Annotated in this window: 6 protein-coding genes, 2 rRNA genes and 1 pseudogene; 5 read left to right on the plus strand and 4 right to left on the minus strand. The window is 70.1% G+C overall.

Features of this window, described 5'->3' with window-relative positions; genetic code table 11:
• Together F2B26_RS10130 and F2B26_RS10135 are read right to left on the minus strand one after the other, a co-directional pair.
• Positions 1 to 187, minus strand: a pseudogene (locus tag F2B26_RS10130) (electron transfer flavoprotein subunit alpha/FixB family protein); the annotation flags it as partial.
• Positions 188 to 212: 25 nt separating this feature from the next.
• On the minus strand, positions 213 to 1004 hold the full coding sequence (locus F2B26_RS10135) for an electron transfer flavoprotein subunit beta/FixA family protein (RefSeq protein WP_159808953.1): 792 nt from the start codon (positions 1002 to 1004) through the stop codon (positions 213 to 215).
• A gap of 78 nt (positions 1005 to 1082) precedes the next feature.
• Here F2B26_RS10135 and glgX point away from each other — a divergent pair, with 78 nt between their 5' ends.
• The 5 genes from glgX (at position 1083) to glgB (ending at position 10837) form a co-directional block, all read left to right on the plus strand.
• Positions 1083 to 3281 (plus strand): glycogen debranching protein GlgX, encoded by a 2199-nt coding sequence (glgX, locus tag F2B26_RS10140; RefSeq protein WP_235929598.1) that lies wholly within the window; start codon positions 1083 to 1085, stop codon positions 3279 to 3281.
• Between the two features lie 43 nt (positions 3282 to 3324).
• Positions 3325 to 5391, plus strand: a complete 2067-nt coding sequence (locus F2B26_RS10145) for an alpha-1,4-glucan--maltose-1-phosphate maltosyltransferase (RefSeq protein ID WP_159808957.1) — start codon at positions 3325 to 3327, stop codon at positions 5389 to 5391.
• Between the two features lie 8 nt (positions 5392 to 5399).
• Positions 5400 to 7187 carry a maltose alpha-D-glucosyltransferase gene (gene treS / locus F2B26_RS10150; protein WP_201292695.1) on the plus strand — a complete coding sequence of 596 codons (1788 nt, stop codon included), beginning with the start codon at positions 5400 to 5402 and terminating at the stop codon, positions 7185 to 7187.
• Positions 7184 to 8500 carry a maltokinase N-terminal cap-like domain-containing protein gene (locus tag F2B26_RS10155; RefSeq protein ID WP_159808961.1) on the plus strand — a complete coding sequence of 439 codons (1317 nt, stop codon included), beginning with the start codon at positions 7184 to 7186 and terminating at the stop codon, positions 8498 to 8500. The genes treS and F2B26_RS10155 overlap by 4 nt, the downstream gene beginning before the upstream one ends.
• A gap of 150 nt (positions 8501 to 8650) precedes the next feature.
• Positions 8651 to 10837, plus strand: coding sequence for a 1,4-alpha-glucan branching protein GlgB (gene glgB / locus F2B26_RS10160; protein WP_159808962.1), 2187 nt, complete (start codon positions 8651 to 8653; stop codon positions 10835 to 10837).
• Positions 10838 to 11089: 252 nt separating this feature from the next.
• Here the strand turns inward: glgB and rrf are convergent.
• A 5S ribosomal RNA gene (rrf, locus tag F2B26_RS10165) occupies positions 11090 to 11206 on the minus strand.
• Between the two features lie 114 nt (positions 11207 to 11320).
• Positions 11321 to 13265: ribosomal RNA gene (locus F2B26_RS10170) — 23S ribosomal RNA — on the minus strand; the annotation flags it as partial.

The raw sequence follows: 13265 nt of genomic DNA on the forward strand, positions 1-13265 counted from the left end.
CCTCGGCCGGCAGCCGGTGCACGGTGGCCACACCGGCCTCGGCGAGCGAGGGCAGCGCGCCGTCGAGGCCGTCGCCGACCCAGACGCCGTGCACGTCACCGAGCGGTCGGGCGAGCGTCGCCAGCTCGAGGGCGGCGGTGCGCAGCCGTCCGGTGTCGTCGTGGTCGAGCAGCACGAGGGTGGTCATCGCGGGGGTCCCGTCGGTCGAGGGGTCAGACGAGTCGCTGGTCGACGAGCCAGGCGGCCAGCTCGACGCCGGCCTGCCCGTCATCGGTCACCAGCACCCGGTCGGTCCGTGGTTGGCGCGGTTCGGCGTGCAGCACACGCGTCCGCCCGCCCAGGCTGTCGGCGTCCAGGCCGAGCGTGCCCAGCGCACCTGCCAGGTCGTCGAGCCCGACGGTGCGCACCGGCTTCTTGCGCGCCGCCATGATCGCCCGGAAGCCCGGGAAGGACGGTTCGTTCGCGGCGTCGGTCACCGAGACCAGGGCCGGCAGCGCCGCCGTGAGGTCCTCGACGGCGTGGTCGAGCTCGCGGTGCACGTGCACCGTGGCGTCCACGACGTCGACCCGGGCGGCCAGCGGCAGCGCGGGGATCCCCAGGTAGGTGGCGAGCGCCGTGGGCACCACGGAGGTGAGGCCGTCGGTGGAGGCCATCCCGGTGAGCACGAGGTCGACATCCCCCTCGTCCACCACCGCGGCGGCCAGCACGGCGGCGGTGCCGAGCGCGTCGAGCCCGGCGAGCCGGTCGTCGCTCACCAGGATCCCGCGGGCGGCGCCCAGCTGCAGGGCCCGGCGCACCGCATCGTTCGCGTCGGCCGGTCCCACGCTCAGGGCGACGACCTCGCCCGAGGTCGCCGCGGCGATCTGCACGGCGGCCTCGACGGCGTTCTCGTCGAGCTCGTTGAGGGTGCCGTCGCCCCCGTCCCGCCGCAGGCGACCGTCGGCCCCCAGGCTGCGGGTCGACTGGACGTCCGGCACATGCTTGACGGCGACCACGATCTTCACCTGAGGAAGGCTACCCGGCCGGCGCGAACCAGCCCGGGACGGCCCCGACAGGCGGTCGGGCAGGGGACACTATGTCCCGTGACCCACCCCGAACCACGCCCTCGGCCACCGCGGCTCGGGGTCCACCCAGCGGGTGACGGGGTGGACGTCGGGGTGCTGGCCCCGCACGCGACCGCGGTGCAGCTGTGCCTGTTCGATGCGGCGGGCACGCCCCGCTCGGAGCGCCGGATCAGCCTCGAGGGTCCGCGGCACGGCGTCTTCTTCGCCCACGTACCAGGCATCGGCGCAGGTCAGCGCTACGGGCTGCGCGCCGACGGTCCGTGGGAGCCCGCATATGGGCTGCGCTACAACCCGCACAAGCTGCTGGTCGACCCGTATGCCCGCGGGTTGGTGGGCATGCTCGGGTACGGCCCGGCCACCTACGGGCACGTCGTGGACGGCCACCTGCACGGCGACGCCTTCGGTGCGATGGACACCCGCAACTCCGCCGGTCACGTGCCGCACGCCGTCGTGGTCGACACCGCGGCGCTGCCCGGGCCGGACCCGGGCGCCAACCGGCCGTGGACGCCGTGGTCGGCCACCGTGATCTACGAGGCGCACGTCGCCGGTCTCACCCGGCTCGCCGGCTTCCTACCCGCGCACCTGCGCGGCACCTACGCCGGGCTGGCGCACCCGGCCGTGATCGACCACCTGCTGCGGCTGGGGGTGACCGCGGTCGAGCTGCTGCCGGTGCACGCCTTCACCTCCGAACCGCACCTCATCACCAAGGGGCTCACCAACTACTGGGGCTACTCGACCCTGGGCTTCTTCGCCCCGCACGCCCCCTACGCGACGGCGGCCGCACGCGCCGCGGGACCGGCCGCCGTGCTGGCCGAGCTGCGCCGCACCGTGCACCAGCTGCACGAGGCCGGGCTGGAGGTGCTGCTCGACGTCGTCTACAACCACACGGCCGAGGGCGGGGTGGACGGTCAGCACCTGTCCTGGCGCGGGCTGGACAACGCGATCTACTACGCGCACGACGGCAGCGTCCCGGCCGTGTACGCCGACGTGACCGGGACGGGCAACACGCTGGACTTCCGCCGCACCGAGGTGGTGCGGATGACCCTGGACTCGCTGCGCTACTGGGCGGACGTCGTCGGTGTCGACGGTTTCCGCTTCGACCTGGCGGTCACGCTGGGGCGCGGTGTCGGCGGTTTCACCCATGACCACCCGGTGCTCGTGGGCGCGGCGGCGGACCCGTCGCTGCACGCGCTCAAGCTGGTCGCCGAGCCGTGGGACGTGGGCCCCGGCGGCTGGCGGACCGGGCAGTTCTCGTTGCCGTTCGCGGAGTGGAACGACCGGTTCCGCAACGCGGTGCGCTCGTTCTGGCTGTCGGACCCGGGGCGTGCGGCGCATGGTCTGCCCGGGCACCGGGTGCGCGACCTGGCGACCCGGCTGTCGGGGTCGGTGGACCTGTTCGGGCAGGGCAGCCCGCCGCTCATCCGCGGCCCGCAGGCCTCGGTCAACTACGTGACGGCGCACGACGGGTTCACCCTCGCGGACCTGGTCGCGTACGACCACAAGCACAACCTGGCCAACGGTGAGCAGAACCGGGACGGCACGGACGACAACCGGTCGTGGAACCACGGCGTCGAGGGGCCGGTGCCGCCGGACTCCCCCGCGGCCGACCTCATGCCGCTGCGCCGTCGGTCCATCCGCAACCTGTTCGCGACGCTCGCCCTGTCGGCCGGCACCCCGATGATCACGGCCGGCGACGAGCTGGGCCGCACCCAGCAGGGCAACAACAACGCCTACTGCCAGGACTCCGAACTGTCCTGGGTGCGCTGGGAGCGGTCGGCGTGGCGGTCCGACCTGCTGGCCACCTGCTCGTACCTGCTCATGCTGCGGCGCGAGCACCCGGCGCTGCACACCGAGCGGTTCTACACCGGATCCCCCGTGGCCCCCGGGGGGCGCCCGGACCTCGGCTGGTACGACCCGTCCGGCACGGCGTTCGACCACGACCGCTGGCACGACCCGTCGAACCGCACGTTCCAGATGGTGCGGACCGCCCCGCCGCCGACGAGCGACGTGGTGAACGTCGTGTTCAACGGCTCGCTGCACGCCGAACAGGTCCGGCTGGTCGGGTCCGGCACCGAGCCGTGGCTGCTCGTGTGGGACTCGGTGTGGGAGCACCCGGAGGACCAGCGCGAGGCGGCGATCGGCGGCGCGCTGCACCTCCCCGGCGGTACGACGATCACCATGGAGCCGTTGAGCATGCGGGTGTACGTCTGCCGGTGAGCTGCAGATGCTCATCCGGCCCGCTGGCGACTAGGTTCGGGGCGTGAGGAGCACCCCCCCGCCCCGGACACGCCCGACTGGTGGACCCGGTCGGCCCGCGCCCCGTCCTGCCGCCGAACCCGTCGGCCGGATCCCGGTCCTCGACGTCTTCCCCGTGGCCGAGGCGGGCCGGTTCCCCGCCAAGGCCGTCGTGGGCGAGGCCGTGCCGGTCCGCGCGACGGTCTTCCGCGAGGGGCACGACGCGTACGGCGCCCACGCCGTGCTGCTGCGCCCGGACGGGTCGCAGGGCTACCGCGCCGCGATGCGCGAGGTGCAGCCGGGTCTGGACCGTTACGAGGCGCTCGTCGTGCCCGACGAGCCGGGCGACTGGACGTTCCTCGTCGAGGCCTGGTCGGACCCGTACGGCACCTGGGCGCACGACGCCGCGATCAAGGTGCCGGCGGGCATCGACGTCGAGCTCGTCCTCGAGCAGGGCGCACAGATCCTCTCCCGGGCCGCCGACCGGCGCCGGGCCGACGCCCCGGACACGGCCGGTGCAGCGGTGCTGCGCGCGGCCGCCCAGCTGCTGCGGGACACCGCGGGCGACCCGGCGGACCGGCTCGCGGCCGGTCTGGGCGAGCCGGTGCGCGACGTCCTGGCGCGCTCCCCGCTGCGTGACCTGCTCTCGCCCTCGCCGACGTACCCGTTGCAGGTGCACCGTCCGCTCGCCCTGGCGGGCGCCTGGTACGAGATGTTCCCGCGCTCGGTGGGCGCGTATGTCGACCACGAGACCGGCGCCTGGGTCTCCGGGACGCTGCGCACGGCGGCCACCGACCTGCCCCGGATCGCCTCGATGGGCTTCGACGTCGTCTACCTCACGCCGGTGCACCCGATCGGCAGCACGTTCCGCAAGGGCCGCAACAACACCCTCGAGGCGGCCCCGGGCGACCCGGGCTCGCCGTATGCGATCGGCTCGCCGGCCGGGGGGCACGACGCGATCGAGCCGTCGTTGGGCACGTTCGACGACTTCGACGCGTTCGTGGCCACCGCCCGCGGGCTCGACCTGGAGGTCGCCCTCGACCTGGCGCTGCAGTGCTCGCCGGACCACCCGTGGGTCACCGAGCACCCGCAGTGGTTCACCCACCGCCCGGACGGCACGATCGCCTACGCCGAGAACCCGCCGAAGAAGTACCAGGACATCTACCCGCTCAACTTCGACGAGGACCCCGAGGGGATCTACGCCGAGATCCGCCGGGTCGTCCAGGTGTGGATCGACCACGGCGTGACGATCTTCCGGGTGGACAACCCGCACACGAAGCCGCTGCCGTTCTGGCAGCGGCTGCTGGCCGACGTCCGCGAGTCGCACCCCGAGGTGATCTTCCTGTCGGAGGCGTTCACCCGGCCGGCGATCATGCTGGGCCTGGGCAAGGCCGGGTTCCACCAGTCGTACACGTACTTCACCTGGCGCACCACCAAGCCCGAGCTCGAGGAGTACCTGGCCCGGGTCGGCGGTGACGAGGCACCGTGGATGCGCCCGGCGTTCTGGCCGACGACGCACGACATCCTGCCGCCGTACCTGCAGGCCGGCGGCCGCGGGGCGTTCGCGGTGCGCGCCGTGCTGGCGGCTCTCGGTGCTCCGACGTGGGGCGTCTACTCCGGCTACGAGCTGGTGGAGAACGTGCCGCGTCCCGGCGTCGAGGAGCAGATCGACAACGAGAAGTACGAGTTCCGCCCGCGCGACTGGTCCGGGGCCGCACCGCTGGGCATCGCGACGCTCATCGGCAGGCTCAACGAGATCCGCCGCGCCCACCCGGCCGTGCGCCAGCTGCAGAACGTGCGGGTGCACCCCACCGACAACGACGCCCTCGTGTGCTTCTCCCGGCACCTGGCCGCCGAGCACTCCCCCACCGGGGCGGCGGACGTCGTGGTCACCATCGTCAACCTCGATCCGTGGAACACCCAGGAGGGCTGGGTGCACCTCGATCTGGCCGCGCTGGGTCTGCCGGTCGACGCACCGCTGCAGGCGCACGACGAGCTGAGCGGTCAGGTGCACCCCTGGGGCGCTGACACGTTCGTCCGTCTCGTGCCGCAGGTCAGCTGCGCCCACGTGATGTCGATGGGTGGGGCATGAGCATGCCCATGACACCTCCGCCCGGCAACGCCGCCGCCCGGGGCTCGGCCCGGCTCGCGCATCCGGAGCCGGCACCGAACACGGCCGCGATCGCGTTGCACGGGCTGCCGCCGCGCCGTCAGCCGCAGGTGCCGCCGCCCGCGGCCCAGGGCCTGTCGGACGACCCGGAGTGGTACCGCACCGCGGTGTTCTACGAGGTCATGCTGCGCAACTTCTCCGACTCCTCGGGGAACGGCAGCGGTGACATCGAGGGCCTCATCGCCCGCCTGGACTACCTGCAGTGGCTCGGCATCGACTGCCTGTGGCTGCCGCCGTTCTACCCCTCGCCGTTGCGCGACGGCGGGTACGACGTGGCCGACTACACCGCGGTCGCCTCGCAGTACGGCACGCTCGCCGACTTCCGGACCCTCGTCGAGCAGGCCCATCTGCGCGGCATCCGGATCGTGGTGGACCTCGTGATGAACCACACGTCCGACCAGCACCCGTGGTTCCAGTCCTCCCGCTCGGACCCCGACGGCCCGTACGGCGACTTCTACGTGTGGAGCGACGAGAGCACCCGCTACCCGGACGCCCGGATCATCTTCGTCGACACCGAGACCTCGAACTGGACCTTCGACCCGGTGCGCCGGCAGTTCTTCTGGCACCGGTTCTTCAGCCACCAGCCGGACCTCAACTTCGACAACCCGAAGGTCGTCGAGGCGATGCTCGACGTGGCCCGGTTCTGGCTCGGCGTGGGGGTGGACGGCTTCCGGCTGGACGCGGTCCCCTACCTGTTCGAGGCCGAGGGCACCAACTGCGAGAACCTGCCGGAGACCCACGCGTTCCTGCGCACGGTCCGGGCGATGATCGACGAGGAGTTCCCGGGCCGCATCATGCTGGCGGAGGCCAACCAGTGGCCCGAGGACGTCGTGCACTACTTCGGCACGCAGGACGAGCCCGAGTGCCACATGTGCTTCCACTTCCCGGTGATGCCGCGCATCTACTACGCGCTGCGTGACCAGCGGGCGTCGGCGATCGTCGACATCCTGGCCGACACCCCGCCGATCCCGGCCGGCGGCCAGTGGAGCACCTTCCTACGCAACCACGACGAGCTCACCCTGGAGATGGTCTCCACCGAGGAGCGTGCCTCCATGTACGGCTGGTACGCGCCGGACGCGCGGATGCGGGCGAACGTCGGCATCCGGCGCCGCCTCGCCCCGCTGCTCGACAACAGCCGCAAGGAGATCGAGCTCGCGCACGCCCTGCTGCTCTCCCTGCCCGGCAGCCCGTGCCTGTACTACGGCGACGAGATCGGGATGGGCGACAACATCTGGCTGCCCGACCGGGATGCGGTCCGCACCCCGATGCAGTGGACCCCGGACCGCAACGCGGGCTTCTCGACGGCCGACCCCGGCATGCTCTACCTGCCGCTCGTGCAGTCCCTCGTGCACCACTACGCCAACGTCAACGTGGAGTCCCAGCTCGCTCAGCCCGCGTCGCTGCTGCACTGGGTGCGGGGCATGCTCACCACCCGGCGCGCGCACCCGGCCCTCGGCGCGGGCACGTTCACGGTGGTCAAGGGCGACAACGACGCCGTGCTGTCCTTCCTGCGCGACGACGGGGACGAGACGATCCTGGTCGTGGCGAACCTGGCCTCGACAGCGCGCTCGACCACGTTGCGGCTTCCGGCGCTGGCCGGTGCGCACCTGCGCGACGTCTTCGGCGGCGCGACGTTGGCCGAGGTCGGCTCCGACGGCTCGGTGCGGCTCACGTTCGGGTCGCGCGAGTTCTTCTGGCTCGAGGTGGTCCGGCCGTGACGGTGACGGTCGGACGCGCCGACGGGCTCGACGCCCGGCTCCTCGACGTGCTCCGGCCGTGGCTCGCCGACCGCCGGTGGTTCCCGGTCAAGGACGGTTCGGCGCAGGTCACGCTCATCGGCTCCGTGCAGCTGGCGTCCGGCCTCTCGCTCGTGCGGGTGCTGCTGCTGCGGGTGCGCGGCGATGCGCTGTCGACCGTCCTGCAGGTGCCCGTCGTGCTCACCCCCGACGCCGCCGGCGCGGACGAGGTGATCGGGTCTCTCGACGGGCGCCACGTGCTCGACGGCGCCGGTCACCCCGCCTTCCTCGCGGCCTGGCTCGCCGCGGCCGACGGACCGCCCCGCGCGACCTCGACCCGTGCCGCGCTGCTGCCGTCCTCGGGCAGGGTGCTCACGGGTGAGCAGTCGAACACCTCCGTGGTGCTCTCGGCGGGTGGTGCGTCGGCGGCGATCCTCAAGGTGCTGCGGGCGCCGGCGGGCGGCGAGAACCCGGACGTCGACGTCCCCCGCCATCTCGTCGAGGTCGGCTGGGATGCGGTCCCCGCTCCTCTCGGCTGGTTGACCGCGACCTGGCCGGGTGCGGACGACGAGCCCACGACGGGCTACCTCGGCGCGCTGTCGGCCTTCGTGCCGGAGGCCGCCGACGGCTTCGTGCTGGCCTGCGACCACGCCAGGGCGGGCACGTCGTTCGCGCCGCTGGCCGCCGAGCTGGGCACGGTGGTGGCCTCGATGCACGCCGCCCTGGTCCGTGCCTACGGCAGCTTCCCCGATGCGGACCTCGGCCCGGGCGCCGTGGCAGACGGGCTGGCAGCCCGGTACGCCTGGGCCGTCCAGTCGGTGCCGGAGCTCACCCGGCACCGCGACGGGGTGGCGGCCGTCCTCGCGGCGCTGCGCGCACTGCCGGCCGCCCCACCACGCCAGCGCGTGCACGGCGACCTGCACCTGGGTCAGGTGCTGCGGTCGTCGGGTCGTTGGTACGTCACCGACTTCGAGGGCGAGCCCCTGGCGCCGCTCGCCGAGCGGACCCGCCCCGACCTGGCGGTCCGGGACGTCGCGGGCGTGCTGCGCAGCCTCGACTACGCGGCGGCGGTCGGCGGACGAGACCGGAAGACCGCGGGGTCATGGCTGCAGGAGGCCCGCACGGCGTTCCTCGAGGCGTACGAGGCCGCGGCACCCGGCTGCGGCGACCAGCACCTGCTGCTGCGCGCCCAGGAGCTCGACAAGACTCTCTACGAGGCGGTCTACGAGGCCCGGCACCGCCCCGACTGGCTCCCCATCCCCCTGGCCGGCCTGGACCGCCTCCTGCGCCCCTGACCCGCAACGCCGCCACTCCCACCGGCGACCCACCACTCCCGCTGCCCTGCTCAGGACGCAGGCGCCGCCAGAGCACCCCCGCGAACGCTCCCGTCGCCGACGCGCGAGTCGGCTCCTGCGCTGCTGCGTCGGCCGTGGTTGGCTACCCCCATGGCTCCGTCAACGCCGCTTCCGGTCCATGTCGACGACGACACCCTTCGAGCGGTCGCGCACGGCACCTGGTTCGACCCGCATGGGGTCCTGGGCGCCCACCCCGGCCCGGACGGCGTGACGGTCCGGGTGCTACGACCGGGGGCCGAACGCGTCGTGGTCGTCACGGCCGACGCCCGGGTGAGCGCCAGTCACGAGCTCGACGGGGTGTTCGTCGCTGTCCTGCCCGGGCTCGTCGACGTTCCGGACTACCGGGTCGAGGTCACCTACGACGGTCACACCTCCTCGTACGACGACCCGTACCGCTTCTTGCCCACGGTCGGCGAGCTGGACCTGCACCTCATCGGCGAGGGTCGGCACGAGCAGCTGTGGACCGTCCTCGGTGCGAGCGTGACCCGCTTCGCCTCCGAGTTCGGTGAGGTCGCGGGCACGGCGTTCGCGGTCTGGGCCCCGACGGCCCGCGCGGTTCGCGTCGTCGGGGACTTCAACTTCTGGGACGGGCGCACCCACGCGATGCGCTCGCTGGGCTCGTCCGGTGTCTGGGAGCTCTACGTGCCCGATGTGCTGGCCGGCGCCCGGTACAAGTTCGAGATCCTGGGTGCCGACGGCGCCTGGCGGCAGAAGGCCGACCCGCTCGCCCGTGGCACCGAGGTGCCCCCGGCGACCGCCTCCGTCGTGGTCGAGGAGGACTACGTCTGGGCCGACGACCGGTGGATGGCCGAGCGTTCCCGGACCGACCCCCACAACGGCCCGCTGTCGGTCTACGAGGTCCACCTCGGCTCGTGGCGATGGGGCCGCGACTACCGCGCCCTGGCGATCGAGCTCACCGAGTACGTCGTCGAGATGGGCTTCACGCACGTCGAGCTCATGCCGGTGGCCGAGCACCCGTTCGGGGGGTCCTGGGGCTACCAGGTGACGTCGTACTACGCACCGACGGCCAGGTTCGGCAGCCCAGACGACTTCCGCTTCCTCGTCGACAGCCTGCACCAGGCCGGCATCGGCGTCATCGTCGACTGGGTGCCGGCGCACTTCCCGAAGGACGACTGGGCGTTGGGTCGGTTCGACGGGACCCCGCTCTACGAGGACCCGGACCCGCTGCGCGGCGAGCACATGGACTGGGGCACCTACGTCTTCAACTTCGGTCGGCGCGAGGTGCGCAACTTCCTGGTGGCGAACGCGACCTTCTGGCTCGAGGAGTTCCATGTCGACGGCCTTCGGGTCGACGCGGTCGCCTCGATGCTCTACCTCGACTACTCGCGTGAGCACGGCCGCTGGCGGCCCAACCAGTTCGGCGGCCGGGAGAACCTCGAGGCCATCTCGTTCCTCCAGGAGGCCAACGCGACGGCGTACCGCCGCAACCCGGGCATCCTCATGATCGCCGAGGAGTCGACGGCCTTCCCCGGCGTCACCCGCCCGACCGCCTTCGACGGCCTCGGGTTCGGGCTCAAGTGGAACATGGGCTGGATGAACGACACCCTGCGCTATCTGCAGGAGTCTCCGGTCAACCGCCGCTACCACCATTCCGAGATCACGTTCTCGATGGTCTACGCCTTCTCCGAGCAGTTCGTGCTCCCCCTCTCGCATGACGAGGTGGTCCACGGCAAGGGCTCGATCTACGGCCGCATGCCCGGGGACCACTGGCAGCGTCTTGCGGGATGCCGCGCGCTCTACCTCTACCAGTGGACGCATCCGGGCAAGCAGCTCACCTTCATGGGCAACGAGTACGCCCAGGGCGGGGAGTGGACGGAGCAGCACGAGCTCGACTGGTTCACGCTCGACGACCCAGGCCACGCCGGGGTCCGCTCGTGCGTCCGTGACCTCAACGCGGTCTACCGGGGGACCCCGGCGCTCTGGCAGAAGGACCACACACCCGACGGATTCGAGTGGCTGGACTCCGACGACGCCGACGGCAACACGCTCGCCTACCTACGCAAGGGGGACGGCACCCCGATGGCCGCCGTCGTCGTGAACTTCTCCGGCGTCCCGCACGAGGGGTACCGACTTCCGCTCCCGCACGGAGGCCGCTGGCGCGAGGTCATCAACACCGACTCCGAGCTCTACGGCGGCTCCGGGGTAGGCAATCTCGGAGGCATCAACGCTCAGCCGGTGCCCTATTTCGGACGCCCCTTCTCGGCCTCGATTCGCGTTCCCCCGCTCGGTGGCGTCGTCTTCGTCGCAGAGGACTGACCTCACCCCGATCGCCATCGACGGGGCTGCGACGCGAACGTCCGCGACGCTCGCTCAGCACGCGCCGGGGCTCAAGAACCAGAGCGCCCGATCCGCAGTCCAGAGTGCGACGCCACGGTCGGAAGCCACGGTCGGAAGCCGCGCGCCGTCGACTCACCGGCTCGACCCAGAACAGGGCCACGTTCTCCGCCTGCAACACATCCCGAAATGCCGAGAGCCCTTCGCGTGTGCGAAGGGCTCTCGGTGAATGGTGTTCGGCGGCGTCCTACTCTCCCACACCCTGGCGGGTGCAGTACCATCGGCGCTGAAGGGCTTAGCTTCCGGGTTCGGGATGGGACCGGGCGTTTCCCCTTCGCTATGGCCGCCGTAACGGTGTCGAACTGTCAACTCACCTAGCCTTGGGCCGGCCTGTGCCGGTCAAAGGGGTGGTCGTGGTTCGGGAACCGCACAGTGGACGCGTTGTCTTCGCACAAGGAATTGGTTGTGGTGAAGTTGTCGGCTGATTAGTACCGGTCAGCTTCAGCAGTCTTTAGTCCTGCCTTCCACGTCCGGCCTATCGACCCAGTAGTCTGCTGGGAGCCTTCCACCCGAAGGTGTGGAAACCTGATCGTGAAGCGGGCTTCCCGCTTAGATGCTTTCAGCGGTTATCCCTTCCGAACGTAGCCAACCAGCCGTGCTCCTGGCGGAACAACTGGCACACCAGAGGTTCGTCCGTCCCGGTCCTCTCGTACTAGGGACAGCCCTTCTCGAGTTTCCTGCGCGCGCAGCGGATAGGGACCGAACTGTCTCACGACGTTCTAAACCCAGCTCGCGTACCGCTTTAATGGGCGAACAGCCCAACCCTTGGGACCTACTCCAGCCCCAGGATGCGACGAGCCGACATCGAGGTGCCAAACCATGCCGTCGATATGGACTCTTGGGCAAGATCAGCCTGTTATCCCCGGGGTACCTTTTATCCGTTGAGCGACCACGCTTCCACAAGCCATGGCCGGATCACTAGTTCCGACTTTCGTCCCTGCTCGACCTGTCAGTCTCACAGTCAAGCTCCCTTGTGCACTTGCACTCGCCACCTGATTGCCAACCAGGCTGAGGGAACCTTTGAGCGCCTCCGTTACATTTTAGGAGGCAACCGCCCCAGTTAAACTACCCACCAGGCACTGTCCCTGGTCCGGATCACGGACCGAAGTTAGATGCTCGAAGCGACCAGAGTGGTATTTCAACGTTGACTCCACCGACACTGGCGTGCCGACTTCACAGTCTCCCACCTATCCTACACAAGTCGCACCGGGCACCAATACCAAGCTATAGTGAAGGTCCCGGGGTCTTTCCGTCCTGCTGCGCGTAACGAGCATCTTTACTCGTAATGCAATTTCGCCGAGTTCGCGGTTGAGACAGCGGAGAAGTCGTTACGCCATTCGTGCAGGTCGGAACTTACCCGACAAGGAATTTCGCTACCTTAGGATGGTTATAGTTACCACCGCCGTTTACTGGGGCTTAAATTCTGAGCTTCGCCTTGCGGCTGACCCGTCCTCTTAACCTTCCAGCACCGGGCAGGCGTCAGTCCGTATACATCGTCTTGCGACTTCGCACGGACCTGTGTTTTTAGTAAACAGTCGCTTCTCCCTGGTCTCTGCGGCCCTCCACGCTCCCCGGGCAAGCCGGTTCACGCTTTGGGCCCCCCTTCTCCCGAAGTTACGGGGGCATTTTGCCGAGTTCCTTAACCACGATTGTCTCGATCGCCTTGGTATTCTCTACCTGACCACCTGAGTCGGTTTAGGGTACGGGCGGCTTGTACCTCGCGTCGAGGCTTTTCTAGGCAGCATAGGATCACCCTGTTCCCGCATTCGCGGTCACCATCAGATCTCAGGCACATGAACGGCGGATTTGCCTACCGTTCGCCCTACGTCCTTGGACGTGGTCTACCATCGCCACGCCGGGCTACCTTCCTGCGTCACCCCTGTTAATACGCTTGGCTACTACCGGTTCGGGTCCCGTGCTCCGGAGTGCGGTGCCCCCGAAGGGACGATGCACACCATCGGACGGTTAGCATCACCGGATTCACCATGGGCGGTACTTCGCCGGTAGCAGAATATCAACTGCTTGTCCATCGACTACGCCTGTCGGCCTCGCCTTAGGTCCCGACTTACCCAGGGCGGATTAGCCTGGCCCTGGAACCCTTGGTCATTCGGCGGACGGGTTTCTCACCCGTCTTTCGCTACTCATGCCTGCATTCTCACTCGTGTGGTCTCCACCGCTGGATCACTCCGCGGCTTCACCGTCCACACGACGCTCCCCTACCCATCCACGCACCTGAGCCTCACAAGGAGACTGGGCTAACGCATGAATGCCACAGCTTCGGCGGTGCGCTTGAGCCCCGCTACATTGTCGGCGCGGAATCACTTGACCAGTGAGCTATTACGCACTCTTT

This window comes from Cellulomonas citrea (assembly GCF_009829685.1).
Taxonomy (GTDB): domain Bacteria; phylum Actinomycetota; class Actinomycetes; order Actinomycetales; family Cellulomonadaceae; genus Cellulomonas; species Cellulomonas citrea.